Origin of the sequence: Nocardia sp. CC213A (assembly GCF_030766805.1) — a bacterium.
GTDB lineage: Bacteria > Actinomycetota > Actinomycetes > Mycobacteriales > Mycobacteriaceae > Nocardia > Nocardia otitidiscaviarum.
Genome location: NZ_JASFXA010000001.1, coordinates 316,219 through 329,727, shown reverse-complemented (window position 1 = coordinate 329,727; position 13,509 = coordinate 316,219). Strand labels below are relative to the sequence as shown.

12 protein-coding genes are annotated in these 13,509 nt (G+C 70.3%); 7 read left to right on the top strand and 5 right to left on the bottom strand.

The genetic code is table 11. The annotated features are described in order from the left end of the window. Nucleotides 1-14: 14 nt before the first annotated feature. From QJS31_RS01455 to QJS31_RS01440, 4 genes are all read left to right on the top strand, one after another. Nucleotides 15-1,475 (top strand): NAD(P)/FAD-dependent oxidoreductase, encoded by a 1,461-nt coding sequence (locus tag QJS31_RS01455; protein WP_306355762.1) that lies wholly within the window; start codon nucleotides 15-17, stop codon nucleotides 1,473-1,475. Beyond that, nucleotides 1,475-2,335 (top strand): short-chain dehydrogenase/reductase, encoded by an 861-nt coding sequence (locus QJS31_RS01450; RefSeq protein WP_306355761.1) that lies wholly within the window; start codon nucleotides 1,475-1,477, stop codon nucleotides 2,333-2,335. Before QJS31_RS01455 ends, QJS31_RS01450 begins: the two co-directional genes overlap by 1 nt. Before the next feature lie 46 nt (nucleotides 2,336-2,381). After that, on the top strand, nucleotides 2,382-4,184 hold the full coding sequence (fadD11, locus tag QJS31_RS01445; protein WP_306355760.1) for a fatty acid--CoA ligase FadD11: 1,803 nt from the start codon (nucleotides 2,382-2,384) through the stop codon (nucleotides 4,182-4,184). A gap of 70 nt (nucleotides 4,185-4,254) precedes the next feature. Beyond that, nucleotides 4,255-4,500, top strand: coding sequence for a hypothetical protein (locus QJS31_RS01440; RefSeq protein WP_029924932.1), 246 nt, complete (start codon nucleotides 4,255-4,257; stop codon nucleotides 4,498-4,500). Nucleotides 4,501-4,574: 74 nt separating this feature from the next. Here the strand turns inward: QJS31_RS01440 and QJS31_RS01435 are convergent, their stop codons facing one another. Next, on the bottom strand, nucleotides 4,575-5,267 hold the full coding sequence (locus QJS31_RS01435; protein ID WP_282782922.1) for a DUF5753 domain-containing protein: 693 nt from the start codon (nucleotides 5,265-5,267) through the stop codon (nucleotides 4,575-4,577). A gap of 164 nt (nucleotides 5,268-5,431) precedes the next feature. Here QJS31_RS01435 and QJS31_RS01430 point away from each other — a divergent pair, with 164 nt between their 5' ends. Both QJS31_RS01430 and QJS31_RS01425 read left to right on the top strand, forming a co-directional pair. Then, nucleotides 5,432-6,244, top strand: coding sequence for an AraC family transcriptional regulator (locus tag QJS31_RS01430; RefSeq protein WP_282782920.1), 813 nt, complete (start codon nucleotides 5,432-5,434; stop codon nucleotides 6,242-6,244). A 105-nt stretch (nucleotides 6,245-6,349) separates the two neighbouring features. Then, nucleotides 6,350-8,239: an L-lactate permease gene (locus QJS31_RS01425; RefSeq protein ID WP_306355759.1), complete on the top strand. Its 1,890-nt coding sequence runs from the start codon at nucleotides 6,350-6,352 to the stop codon at nucleotides 8,237-8,239. A 39-nt stretch (nucleotides 8,240-8,278) separates the two neighbouring features. Here the strand turns inward: QJS31_RS01425 and galK are convergent, their stop codons facing one another. Continuing rightward, the gene (galK, locus tag QJS31_RS01420; protein WP_282782916.1) at nucleotides 8,279-9,376 is read right to left on the bottom strand and encodes a galactokinase; all 1,098 of its coding nucleotides are present in this window, start codon (nucleotides 9,374-9,376) and stop codon (nucleotides 8,279-8,281) included. Between the two features lie 254 nt (nucleotides 9,377-9,630). After that, nucleotides 9,631-10,431: a carbonic anhydrase gene (locus QJS31_RS01415; protein ID WP_306355758.1), complete on the bottom strand. Its 801-nt coding sequence runs from the start codon at nucleotides 10,429-10,431 to the stop codon at nucleotides 9,631-9,633. Between the two features lie 276 nt (nucleotides 10,432-10,707). Between QJS31_RS01415 and QJS31_RS01410 the strand changes: the two genes are divergently transcribed. Further along, complete coding sequence (locus QJS31_RS01410; protein ID WP_282782913.1) at nucleotides 10,708-11,232, top strand: Lrp/AsnC family transcriptional regulator; 525 nt, start codon at nucleotides 10,708-10,710, stop codon at nucleotides 11,230-11,232. On the opposite strand, the gene ald is transcribed toward QJS31_RS01410, so the two are convergent. Further along, entirely contained in the window at nucleotides 11,229-12,338 is a 1,110-nt protein-coding gene (gene ald, locus QJS31_RS01405; protein WP_282782911.1) for an alanine dehydrogenase, read from the bottom strand. The genes QJS31_RS01410 and ald overlap by 4 nt on opposite strands. 132 nt (nucleotides 12,339-12,470) lie before the next feature. After that, nucleotides 12,471-13,349 (bottom strand): RNA polymerase sigma factor SigF, encoded by an 879-nt coding sequence (locus tag QJS31_RS01400; protein WP_282782909.1) that lies wholly within the window; start codon nucleotides 13,347-13,349, stop codon nucleotides 12,471-12,473. Nucleotides 13,350-13,509 lie beyond the last annotated feature (160 nt).

The window sequence follows — 13,509 nt, the reverse complement described above, 5'->3', positions numbered from 1 at the left end:
AGGCATACGGTCTCATGACCACACACACCGAACACCGGCAGATCGCCGTGCTGGGGGCGGGTTTCGGCGGTATCGGGCTCGCGATCAAGCTGCGCGAAGCCGGTTTCGACGATCTCGTACTGCTCGAGCGCGCCGATGAGCTGGGCGGGACCTGGCAGGCGAACACCTATCCCGGTTGCGCCTGCGATGTGCCGTCCCAGCTGTACAGCTACTCGTTCGCGCCCAATCCGAACTGGTCGCGCACCTACGGGCGACAGCGCGAGATCCTGGGCTATCTGCGCTCCGTCGCCGAGCGACACGATGTGGTGCGCCATCTCCGGCTGAACACCGAACTGCTCGACGCCCGCTGGGACGACACGGCATCGCGCTGGCGCATCGAGACCTCGCGGGGGGCGCTGACGGCCGATTACTTCATCTCGGCGGCAGGCATTTTCGCCGAGGCCAAGTATCCCGCGATTCCCGGGCTGGAGAACTTCGAGGGCACCACCTTCCATTCGCTGCACTGGAGGCACGACCACGATCTGACCGGGGAGCGGGTCGCGGTGATCGGCACCGGCGCGTCGGCGGTGCAGTTCATCCCCGAGATCCAGCCGAAGGTGCGGTCGCTGACCGTATTCCAGCGCTCCGCGCCGTGGATCGTGCCCCGCCTGGATCGACCCACCCTCGGTCTGGAACGGCTGCTGTTGCGGCAGTTCCCGCTGGCGCGCAAGGCCGTCCGCGGCACCTGGTACACGCTGATCGAAAGCTTCGGCCTGGTCGGCTTCGTGGACAATCGCTTCCGGCATCCGTACGAACTGCTGGGGCGATGGCAGTTGCGCCGCCAGATCAGCGATCCCGAGCTGCGCGCGCGAGTGACACCCGACTACGTGATCGGGTGCAAGCGGGCCATCTTCTCCGACGCCTACCTCCCCGCGCTCGATCGGGACAATGTGGAGGTGGTGACCGACGGGATCGCCGAGATCCGGCCACGATCGATCCTGACCCGGGCCGGGGCGGAGATCGAGGTGGACACCATCATCCACGGCACCGGATTCGAACCCATCCCGACCGCGTTCGACCGCATCACCGGGCGCGACGGGATCTCCATCGCGCAGCTGTACCACCAGCGGCCGCGCACCTATCTCGGCACGGCCGTGGCGGGATTCCCGAACTTCTTCTGCACGCTGGGGCCGTTCGGGGCCGCGGGCAATCAATCCGCCATCTACATGATCGAATCGCAGCTCGCCTACATCGTCGACGCGCTGGTCACCCTGCGCGCGCGGGGCGCGCGCCGGGTGGAGGTGCGGGCCGCCGCGCAGGACGCCTTCGTCGACGAAATGCGCAGGCGCAGCGACGATACCGTCTGGTTGACCGGAGGATGCCAGAGCTACTACACCACCCCCGAGGGCGGCAATGCGGGCCTGTACCCCAGTTGGAGTTTCGAATACCGCAGGCGCACGCGGCGATTCGACGTCGACGCCTACGAGGTGGCGTGATGCTCGAGCTGTTCGGACGATTCGGCGCGCCACGATTCGACGTGGCGGGGAAGGTCGTGCTCGTCACCGGTGCGGGGCAGGGCATCGGGCGGGAGCTGGCCGACATCCTGCATGCCCGGGGCGCGATCGTGGTCCTGGTGGACATCGACGAGGCCGCCGCCCACGAGGCGGCCTGCGCGCTGTCCGCGCGCGCCCTCGCGATCGGGGCCGACGTCGCCGACCGCGCGCGGATGAACCAGGTGGTGGCCACGGTGGTCGAGCGGCTGGGCCGCCTCGACGTGGTCGTCGCCAACGCGGGTGTCACCCCGGTGCCCGCCACCGTCCGCACCATGGACCCGCACGATTTCGACCGGGTGCTGAGCATCAATCTCACCGGGGTCTTCAATACCGTGCACCCCGCACTGGACCACATCGTGCGGGCGAAAGGCCATGTCGTGGTGGTGTCCTCGTGCGCCGCCTTCGCACCCGGTATGGGCGGATCGCCGTACATGGTGAGCAAGGCCGGGGTCGAACAGTTCGGTCGGGCGCTGCGGGTCGAACTCGCGGCATCCGGTGCCAGCGCCGGAGTCGCCTACTTCGGGATCGTGGAAACCGCCATGACCCACGACATGCTCGACGCCGACGACCTCGGCCGTGAGCTCGACCAACTGCTGCCGTGGCCGCTCGGCGTGCGGATCACCGCGGCGCGGGCCGCACGCGCCATCGCCGACGCCATCGCCCGCCGTGCCGCCCGCACCATCGCACCCGCCGGGTGGGAGCCGTACGCGCTGCTGCGCGGTGCGGTCAATGTCGTACTCGACAGCAGGCTCGCCGCGAGTTCGGCCGTGCACGAACTCGTTCGCGCCATCGAGCGCCGCTGACACCCTCGCGCGCACCGCCGTCGCGCACCTCTCCGAAAGGCCCCCAGTGAGCATCCCCCGTTTCGGCACGCTGCCCGCGGCGTTCCAGCACACCGCCTCGATCGACCCGGACGCGGTCGCACTCCGCACCCCCGGCGACACCCGCACCATGACCTGGGGCGAGTACGCGCGCCGGGTGCGTGCGGTGGCCGCGGGACTGGCGGGCCTCGGCATCGGCCGCGGCGACACCGTCGCCCTGATGCTGACCAACCGCATCGAGTTCTATCCGCTCGAAGTCGGCGCACAGCATCTCGGCGCGACCTCGTTCTCGGTCTACAACACCCTGGCCCCCGAACAACTCGCCTACGTGCTCGGCAATGCCGGAGCGCGCGTGGTGATCTGCGAACCGCAATTCCTGCCGCGCCTGTGGGACAGCGGCATCGAACTCGACCATGTGATCTGCGTCGACGACGCACCGGTGGGCACCCTGTCGGTGGAACAGCTGATCGCCTACGGCACACCGGAATTCGACTTCGAGGCGGCCTGGCGGGCGGTCCGGCCGGAGGATGTCGCCACGCTCATCTACACCTCGGGGACCACCGGCAACCCGAAGGGGGTGGAGACGACCCACGCCAACCTCCTCTTCCAGGTCTACGGCATCGACGATGTGCTGGGCTTCCGCTTCGGCGACACCATCACCTCCTTCCTGCCCACCGCCCATATCGCCGATCGGCTCACCGCCCTCTACGTGCAGGAGGTGCTCGGCACCCAGGTGACCTGTGTCGCGGACCCCGCACGGATCGCGCCCGCGCTGGCCGAGTTGCGCCCCACGGTATGGGGTGCCGTCCCGCGTGTCTGGGAGAAACTGAAGGCGGCCATCGAATCGAAGGTCGCCAACGAGCCGGACGACCGCCGCCGCGGCGCCATGGAATGGGCGCTGGGCGTGGCCGCCGCGCGCAGCGCCCACCGGCTGGCCGGAACGCCGATCCCCGCCGAACTCGCGGCCGAATGGGAGCGCGCCGACGACCTGGTGCTGGGCGGCCTGCGGACCGCGCTCGGCTTCGACCGGCTGCGCTGGGCGCTCTCGGGCGCCGCCCCCATCCCGCCCCAGACCCTCGGCTTCTTCGCCGGACTCGGCATTCCCATCGCCGAGATCTGGGGCATGTCCGAGCTGTCCTGCATCTGCAGCGTCAGCCACCCGCGTGACGCCAGGCTCGGCACGGTCGGAAAACTGCTGTCGGGCATGGAATCTCGCCACGCACCGGACGGTGAACTACTCGTCCGCGGACCGCTGGTCATGCGCGGCTACCGCGGCCTGCCGGACGAGACCCGGGCGGCCGTGGACGCCGACGGCTGGCTGCATACCGGCGATATCGTGACCGTGGACGCCGACGGCTACCTCACGGTGGTGGACCGCAAGCAGGAGTTGATCATCAACGCCGCCGGGAAGAACATGTCGCCCGCCACCATCGAGAACGCCGTGAAGGCCGCCACTCCGCTCATCGGCGCCATGGCCGTCATCGGCGACGCCCGCCCCTACAACACCGCACTGATCGTGCTCGACGCCGAATCGGCCGAACCGTACGCCCGCCGCCACGGCCTGCCCGACGCGTCGGCGGCCACCCTGGCCGCGGATCCCGGTGTGGTACAGGCGATCACGACCGGTATCGCGGCCGGGAACCAGCGGTTGTCGCGGGTGGAACAGATCAAGCGCTTCCGCATCCTCCCGCTGTTCTGGGAAGCGGGCGGCGACGAGATCACCCTCACCCTCAAACTCCGGCGGCGGGCCGTGACCGCCAAGTACGCGAGCGAGATCGACGAACTGTACGCACCCGAGCTCGCTCCGCATGTGCACGAACCGACCCGCTGATCCCCGTTTCCCGCCGCATGCCGTGGGTAGGACGACCGTAGGACGTGTCAGCGACAGAGGAGTATCGGATATGAGCAAGACCGAAGAGACGGGCACCATCACCGGCACCAAGGACAAGGACTACAACCTGATCTGGTTCGTGGAGGCGTCCCTGGACAACGCGCTGCGGTTGGAGACCTACATCAGCGATGCCGAACGCGACGGTGACACCGAGCTCGTCGAGTTCTTCCGCAAGGCGCAGAACGAGAGCCGCAAGGGCGCGCGGATGGGCAAGGAACTGCTCGCCTCGCGACTGTCGGACTCCTCCATCGGATAGTTCACCGGCGGTCGCGCCGTGAGGTCACGCACCGACGCACCGCCCCACGGGGTGGGGCGGTGCGTCGACGCCGGTCACACCCGTTGGATGGTGGCGGACGGCAGTGCGGTGGCCGGTCGTTGCGCGGTGAGGGCGGTGAGGAGTTCGCCGGTGTACTCCGGCGGCATGGCGTGCACGCTCAGTCGGTCCCAGATCAGGTGGTAGGCGTCCAGATCGGTGCGGTCGTCGAGGAACTGGGTGCCGGTCGCATGGTGCAGGTGTACGACATCGCACACATCCGGGCGCTCGAACCGGAAGATGGTGAACGGGACCGTGCTGATGGCCGGGCCGCCCACGTGATCCGGGACGATCTGCACGGTCACGTTGTCGCGGCGCGCCATTCGGGTCAGGTGGTCCAGCTGGTCGCGCCACACCTCCGTGCCGCCGAAGGGGCGTCGCAGCACCGCCTCCTCGATCGCCACCCACAATGTGAGTGGGGCGGGCCGATCGAGCAGATGCTGACGCCGCATGAGCAGTTCCACCTGCTGCTGGATCTGCGCCGTCGACGCGGGGCGGGCGATGGCGGCGACGGCATGGGCGTAACCGGCGGTCTGCAACAGCTCCGGCACCACCCCCGGCGCGTAGGAGCGCACCACCGACGCCGCCTGCTCGAGGGCGAGGTGGGAATCCGTGCGTCCGAGCCCGGGACGGCCGACCTTCACCCCCAATCGGCGCACCAGTGCGGGCTTCTCCTGCGGCCCGTTCCCCCCGACGGTGTGACCCCCCACGGCCTCGGCTTTGATGACGACTCCCTCCTGACATTTGGTGGATCGCGTAGGCGATTGTGCCACAACGACTTTCAAGATTGCTGAGTCGAAGAATTCTGCAATTGCACGTGCAAGCCCGGGGGTAAGCACATTCCCGCCCGAGCTGCCGGCGATAGGCTGTGCGGGTGAAAAGGGCAGGTGAGCACGCTCGACTGTGGACCGCCGCGGCCAGTCCCCGGGTGGAATTGCTCGCCGCGCGATTCGAGACCTTCGCCTTCGATCGGCACAGTCACGAGCAGCTTTCCGTCGGCGTCATCGAACAGGGCGCGGAAGGGCTGCACATGGCGGGCGGGAAAGTGGTGATACCCGCCGGACAAGTGGTGATCATCAATCCCGGACAGGTGCATACCGGATTCGCCGCCGCGGAATCCGGCTGGCGCTACCGGATGTTCTATTTCGACACCGAGCTGGTCGAGGAGTTGGCCGGTGAACTGCTCGGCCGGTCCGACGTCTGGTTTCCCGAGACGGCCGTGCGCGATGACGAGTTGTTCGTCCGGCTGCGCGGCGCCCACCGCGAACAGGAGCTGGCCGGTGATCGGCTGACCGCCGAATCCCTGCTGCTGGCGGGGTTGGGCGCGGTGCTGCGTCGGCACGCCCGCCCCGGCCGGGCGGGTGCGGGCGGAACACCGCCGCGCCGGGGTCTGGACGTGGCCAGGCAGGTTCTGCACGACCGGTGGGCCGAGTCGGTCACCATCGCCGAACTCGGTGCCGCCGCGGGGATTCCGCGAACCACCCTCATCACCGCCTTCCGGGAGGCGTACGGGCTGCCGCCGCACGCCTACCTGCTGCGATTGCGCGCCAATCGCGCGCGCCGACTGCTGCTGGCCGGGCGGCCACCGGCCGAGGTGGCGGCAGCGACCGGATTCGCCGACCAAGCGCATCTGACCCGGATCTGCAAGCGCTACTTCGGGGTGACACCGGGCGCGATCCGGCCCTGATGCCCTGCGGCCCTCGCGGGCCGAGATTTTCGTTCAAGACCGCCGACCGTCGCCGCCGTCAGGCTGGGTGCGCATTCGGTACACGAGGAGAGGGCGTAGGCGGCGATGGTGTTGGTTGCGGCGGTGATCCCGCTGGTGGTGGTGTTGGGAATGATCACCGGGCTGCGCCGTCCGGCGCACTGGGCCGCGGTCGCGGGGGTGGGGGCGGCGGTGCTGCTCATCGGATGGCGGCCGGAGTTCGCGCTGCCTCGGTCCGCGCTCGGCACCGGGGCGGCGGGCGCGGGCCTGCTGGTCCTGAACGCGGCGGCGGTCATGCTGCCCGGTGTCTACCTCAGCCAGGTGCTCACCCGCCGAGGCGTGCACGAGTCGCTTCGGGAATGGGTGCGCGGGCTGCCGCTGTCGGGGCCCGCCAAGGTCGCGCTGGTGGTCGCGGGCATCGCGCCCATGGTGGAGGCGCTCACCGGCTTCGGGGTGTCGCTGCTGGTCACCGTGCCTGTCCTGCTGGCGCTGGCCCCGCCCGCCACCGCACTGCGTCAGGCCATGCTGGGCATGAACATCATGCCCTGGGGCACGCTCGGCCTGGCCACCGTGATCGGCGCGACGCTCACCGACCTGCCGCTGCCGACCCTGGGCACCGCCACGGCGGTCACCAGCGCCCTGGTCTTTCCGCTGGTGACGGTCTGGGCGGCGCTGCTGGCCCGACCGGACCACCGGCTGCGCACCACGGTGCAGGCGGCGGGAGCGGGCGGGCTGCTCGCACTCACCCTGCTGGCCTGCAACCACCTGGGCGTGGTCTCGCCCGCGGGTGTGCTGGCCGGGCTGTTCACCACCACCGTCGGCCTGCTGCTGTGCGCTGCGCGGCGGCCGTCAGGAGCCGTGCGGACGCCCGAAGCGACCGGCGAGGCCACCGCTGCGGGAACTGCGGGCCGGAATCGGGCCCACCCGCGGCGGACGACAAGTTCGCGAGATATGGAGGCCCGCTGGACATTACGCGCCACGCACCCGACCGCCCGAGATGGTGTGTGGAATGCGGGTGTGTCGCGGTTCGCGCGGGGTGGGACCGGACGTGGTGCGGGGAATCGGAGTGCCTCGCGCTTCCCGGGTAGTGCGACCGGAGGCGGCGGCGAGGGTGGGTGCGCGTCACGCTGCTCGCGTGCCGTGGCGGTGGGCGGTGCGGATCGGGGATGGCTGCGGCGATTCTCGCGAAGCGCGGGCACGGGTGGCGGGGTGATTCCTCGGCGGGGTGGAATGGCTCGGGGCGTGGGCGTGGGCGTGGGCGCTGGTGAACGCCGACCCGCGTTCGGGCTCGGCGACGGGTCCGTGCGTCCCGGGCGGCTGGTTCCGCCGGGGGCGGTGCTGTACGCCTACGGGCTGGTGCTGGGTGGTATCGCGACATCGCGCGCGGCCACCGCGGTGGGTGTGCCGTCCGTGGCGCTGCACGCGGGCGGTGCGAGTTTCGCGCTGCTGGCGTCGCCGGGGCTGCCGCTGCTGGTGGCGGCGCTGGTGTTGGACCGGGGGCGGGTGCGGTGGGCGGAGGTCCGGGCAGCGCTGGTGCGCGTGGGTCGGCCGCTGCTGGCGCTGACCGGATTCGTCGTGCTCGGGCGGCTGATGGTCGACAGCGGCATGATCGAGCGGGTGGGCGGGGCGGTGGCGGCGGCCCCGCCGCTGGTGATCGCGCTGGCGGCACCGGCGCTCGGCATGCTCGGCGGCTTCGTCACCGGATCGAATGTGGGCGGCAACGTGTTGACGATGCCGTTGCAGCAGCAGCTCGCGCCGTCCGGGTTGGACGTCTGGTTCGCGGCGGTGCAGAACAGCGGTGCGGGCCATGCCGTCTTCACCTCGCTGCCGATGATCATGCTGATCCTGGCGGTCGCGGGTGACCGGGCCAGCGGTGCCGGGGTCTCGGAGAATACGCTGCTGCGCTTCGGGTTACGGGTGGCGTTGGCGATCTACGCGGCGCTGGCGGCGATGACCGTGGCTCTGTCGCTGGTGTGACAGCGGCCTTCGTACCGACGATCACCTTCGTACCGACGATCAGGAGATGCGCCGCGCGCCGGGGGAGGGGAGTGCCACGAACCACTTCGGTGCGGCGAAACCGCAGGCGCGGAAACGCTTCTCGACCTCCGCGGCGATCGGCTCGGCGGCGCCGCGTTCGGTGAGCGCCACCATGCTGCCGCCGAATCCGCCGCCGACCATGCGCGCGCCGAGCGCGCCCGCCGCCAGCGCGGTGGTGACGGCGGTGTCGAGTTGCGGCGTGGACACCTCGAAGTCGTCGCGCAGGGAAGCGTGCGCCACCGTGAGAACCGGTCCTATGGTGCGCGGATCCGCCCCGGTGTGCAGCGCGTCGGCCACCGCCAGCACCCGGGCGTTCTCGGTGACCACGTGGCGGGCCCGACGGCGCAGCAGGGGATCGACGAGGGTGTCGACCGCGCGCGGATCGGCGACCTCGCGCAGGGTGGCGACGCCGAGCGCGGTGGCCGCGGCCTCGCACTGCTGGCGGCGGCGCGCGTATTCGCCGTCCACCAGCCGGTGCGGGGTATCGGTGTCGACGACCAGCAGCTCCAGTCCCGCCCCGGCCAGATCGAAGGCGACCTGCTCGTGGTCGCCCTTGCCGAAGTCCAGGAAGAGAGCGTGCCCGGCGGTGCAGAGCATGGCGGCGGATTGGTCGAGACTGCCGGTGGGCGCGCCCACGTAGTCGTTCTCGGCGGTGCGGGCGATGTCGATCAGCTCGGGTACCCGCACCGGAAGGTCGAACAGATCCCGCAGCGCGAGCGCCACCGCACACTCGACGGCGGCCGACGACGACAGGCCGGCGCCGATCGGCACGGCACCGTCGAGCTCGAGGGTGACACCGGGGATGCCGTGCCCGCGGCGCTGGAACTCGTACACCACGCCGAGCGGGTAGCGCGCCCACCCGGCGATCGATGTCCGCCCGAGCTCCGCGACAGCGACGTCGATCCGCTCGCCCGGGTGCTGCCGGGAGGTAACCCGCACGCGCCCATCGGTTTCCGTCGCCGCCGCGCACCGCACCACCTGCGGTAGCGCGATCGGCAGGGCGTAGCCGCCGTTGTAGTCGGTGTGCTCACCGATGATGTTCACCCGTCCCGGCGCGGCCCACACACCCCGCGTCATCGCACCTCCCACTGATCGCGCCACCGCTGGCGGTTCCCGGTCCCGGTTCCTCGTCCGTTCGATGCAGCGATAGCCGCTGCGTCCTTTCCTACACCCCGACACCGTCGATCGTGACGATCTCGGATCGACGCCCGGTGTGGCGGCCGGATTCCGATTCGGAAACAGACCGGTCGGCCACCTGCGATGGGTTGCGGCACTCCGTTCGCTCGCGGCTCGCGGCTCGCGGCTCGCGGCGCGGGCGGTTCGGGCGTGCGTCAGCCGCCCGCCAGCAGGACCGGGCGGCCGTTGCGGGGCTGGGTGGGGCGGTTGCTGTGCGGGAACAGCGCGCGGTAGCGGTCGGCCTCCCGGGCCGTCACCCGGACGGGTTCGCGCAGCACCGTCCATGCCACGCCCTCGGTGCAGGGCGGTGTGGTGAGCGATCCGCCGTAGCGGAACTGGGCGTGATCGGTGGGGAGCAGGGTACGCAGGTCGAATGGGCCGGTGGTGTGGGAGCCGCCCGGGGGCGGCAGCTCGGCGAACAGGGGCGTGAACGCCGAGGGCGCGGGGCCGGTCTCCATGAGAACCGCGACCACCGCCAGGTTGCCCCGGGCATCGGTGTGGACGAGGTGCAGCTCCATGACGGTGCCCACGCCGTCGACGGTGTGCTCGCTCGGCGTGTGGAAGTGGAACTGGGTCAGCGCGTACCGGCGGCCGTCCAGGACGATGTGGTGTCCGCCGGCGGCGGGCACGGCCGCCTGCAGGGTGTGCCCGTTGTCGGTCAGGGCGACCGCGGGCAGCGGGCCGTAGGCGAAGGCCAGATGGTCGGCGGGATCGAGCGGGGCGTGGCGGGGCAGATCGATGGGGGACTGCTGGTGGCCCACCCGGCAGGCCAGGAAGCGGTGGTCCAGGTCGGCCCAGTGCTCGGGACCGTCGGCCGCGTAATCCCAATGCGGGCGGGCGGGCTCGCCGTCGGCGGCCGAGCGCGCCCCGAGGGCGGCGGGTAGCGCGAAGAGGGTCAGCGCGGCGAGGGCGCGACGGCGGGTGAGCGGACCGTGCGGACGGGAAGCAACCGGCACCGGCACAACTCCTTGCGACGATGCGCCTGACGGCGTGGTCGGGAACCGGCACGAGGTGCGACGGAATACGGCAATCCTGTGGTCGATTGTCCTATTTGCTACGAATGTTCTTTTAGAACAAGGGATTTCGCGTTCGTGCCGTCGTGAGCGTATGCCTCGGCGGCCCGGTAGCGCCAGCCCCGCGGGCGGCGACCTGTGTCACAACGCATCCACCGCGCCCGCGCGGCGTGGTGCGGACCGGCCGATGCGATCCCGAACATTCGGTACGGTAGGCCGGTGAGCAGGAAGGATTCGCCCGCGCGTCCACCCGTACCGCCGACCTCCGGGCGTGGCCCGGTCGCGATCGACGCCATCGATCGAGTCCTACTGGATCACCTGGCACGCGACGGGCGAATGACCAACAACGCCCTGGCCGAGGCGGCCGGTATCGCACCGTCGACCTGCCTGGGCCGGGTGCGGTCGCTGGTGGAGCGGGGCGTCATTCGCGGCTTCCACGCCGATATCGACCCCGCCGCGCTCGGGCGCGGCCTGCAGGCCATGATCGCGGTTCGGCTGCACGGCAATTCGCGCAAATACCTCGCCGAATTCGGGCGGCAGCTGGCGGCGCTGCCGGAGGTCCTCAACGTCTACTTCATCGCGGGGGCGGACGACTACCTCATCCATGTCGCCACCGCCGACACCGACGGGTTGCGCGGTTTCGTCCTCGAACATCTGAGCGCGCACCCGGCGGTATCCGCGACCGAGACCATTCTCATCTTCGAACATCTGCGCCCGGCGGGTACCGAGCGCGACCGGTCCTAGACGCCGACCAGTTCGTGCGCGGCGTAGCCGTGCGCCGCCGCCACGGACTCCGACAGCAGTCGGCCGCGGTCGGTGCTGAGCCCGGCGGCCAGGCCCGGATCGGCCGCCACCGCATCCCGCCAGCCGCGGTCGGCCAGCGCCGTGACATAGGGCAGGGTGGCGTTGGTGAGCGCGATGGTGGACGTATTCGGCACCGCCCCGGGCATATTGGCCACGCAGTAGAAGATGGAGTCATGCACCCGGTAGGTGGGTTCGGCGTGGGTGGTCGGCCGCGAATCGGCGAAGCAGCCGCCCTGGTCGATGGCGATGTCGACCAGCACCGAGCCCGGCTTCATCTGGGCGACAAGGCCATTGGACACCAGGGTGGGCGCCTTGGCCCCGGGCACCAGCACCGCGCCGATCACCAGATCGGCCTCGCGCACGGCATCGGCGACCTCGTAGGCGTTGGAGGCGACGGTCCGCACCCGGCCGTCGTACTGCTCGTCGACGGCGCGCAGGCGCGCGATGTTCAGGTCCAGCACGGTGACCTCGGCGTGCAGGCCGACCGCCATGGCGATGGCATTGCCGCCCGCCACGCCCGCGCCGATCACGGTCACCTTGGCCGGGCGCACCCCCGGCACCCCGCCCAGCAGCGCACCGCGCCCGCCCTGACTGCGCATGAGGTGGTACGCGCCCGCCTGCGGGGCCAGCCGCCCGGCGACCTCGCTCATCGGGGCCAGCAGGGGCAGCGAGCCGTCCGGACCGGTGACCGTCTCGTAGGCGATGGCGGTGATACCGGAGTCCAGCAGTGCGTCCGTGCACTCCCGCGACGCCGCCAGATGCAGGTAGGTGAACAGCACCTGATCGGCGCGCATCCGGGAGAACTCCTCGGCCACCGGCTCTTTCACCTTGAGCACCAGGTCGGCCCGTTCCCAGACCTCGTCGGCGGTGTCGAGGACGCGCGCGCCCACCGCCGCGTAGGCGTCGTCGGCGAAGGCCGAGCCCGCCCCGGCTCCGGCCTCGATGAACACCTCGTGTCCGCGCGTGACGAGTTCGTGCACACCGGCGGGTGTGCAGGCCACGCGGTATTCGTGGTTCTTGACCTCGCGGGGGATTCCGATCTGCACCGGCACTCCTGACTGTCGTATTGGTCTCGGTGAGCAGCTTCGGAGTGAAAGTATGAAAATAATGCGAGTTTAGGTCCAGTGAACTGAGTATAATTCGTGAATCTAGTGGACTCGTGATGAAGTATGCGGAATCTAGCGCACGCTCAGCGCCGATCTCGAATCATCTTCGGCGGGCTCCGGGTCCGCCAGCGCCTCGTCCCGCAGCCGGGTCAGCGTGCGCGACAGAATGCGGGACACCTGCATCTGGGAGATACCGAGTCGATCGGCGATCTGGCTCTGGGTCATGGCGCCGAAATAGCGCCAGATCAGGATCTGCCGCTCCCGCTGCGGCAGCCGCGCGATGAGCGGCCGCACCGCCATGGCGTCCTCCAGCAGCCGGTAGCAGGGCTCCTCGGTGCTCAGGCGCTCCACGGCCGGAGTCGAGCTGTCGCCGTCCTGGTCTCGAACGGTCATGTCCAGCGAATCGGTGGTGTAGCAGTTGGCCGCGATCATGGCCCGGCTGATCTCGGTCACATCCACCTCGAGTTCCACGGCGAGTTCGCGCGCGGTGGGCATCCGCCCCAGCCGGTGGGCCAAGACCTCGGTGGCCGATCCGATCCGGCCGTGGATCTCCTTGGTGTGCCGGGACACCCGCACCGACCAGGTGTGGTCGCGGAAATGGCGGCGCACCTCGCCCATGATGGTCGGCACCGCGAAGGACAGGAAGGCCGCGCCGCGCGTGTGGTCGAAGCGATCGACCGCCTGCACCAGGCCCACCCGGGCGGTCTGCAACAGATCATCGAACGGTTCGCCGCGGTTCGCGAAGCGGCGGGCGATGTGCTCGGCTAGGGGCAGTCCGAGGCGCACGATTTCCGAACGCACCCGCTCCCGGCGCGGGTCGTCCGATTCGAAGGCGGCGAGCCGGGCGAACAACGGCTCGAGGTGTTCATAGCTGTCACCGCGGCTGCCACGTCGCCGGGCCGACGCGGGAGCGTCGGCGGCGGTGGTGCGCGCAGGGGTCGACTCAGCCATCGGGTTCTCCTCGTTCCCTCCGACTTCGTCGAACCGGCGGCTTTCTTCACCGAGTCGACGTACTTTCCGGGGGTGCCCACTTCCGGCATCCGTCAAACCTCCCCGCCCCGCGTACGGAGAGTGATCCGGACCCCTGTCAGAGCACATGCCGCACAGCACT

Bases quoted from the DNA above. Each gene is read 5' to 3' on its own strand.
- QJS31_RS01455 (WP_306355762.1), top strand. From the start codon at position 15: ATGACCACACACACCGAACACCGGCAGATCGCCGTGCTGGGGGCGGGT.
- QJS31_RS01450 (WP_306355761.1), top strand. From the start codon at position 1,475: ATGCTCGAGCTGTTCGGACGATTCGGCGCGCCACGATTCGACGTGGCG.
- QJS31_RS01440 (WP_029924932.1), top strand. From the start codon at position 4,255: ATGAGCAAGACCGAAGAGACGGGCACCATCACCGGCACCAAGGACAAG.
- QJS31_RS01425 (WP_306355759.1), top strand. From the start codon at position 6,350: ATGGTGTTGGTTGCGGCGGTGATCCCGCTGGTGGTGGTGTTGGGAATG.
- galK (WP_282782916.1), bottom strand. From the start codon at position 9,376: ATGACGCGGGGTGTGTGGGCCGCGCCGGGACGGGTGAACATCATCGGT.
- QJS31_RS01400 (WP_282782909.1), bottom strand. From the start codon at position 13,349: ATGGCTGAGTCGACCCCTGCGCGCACCACCGCCGCCGACGCTCCCGCG.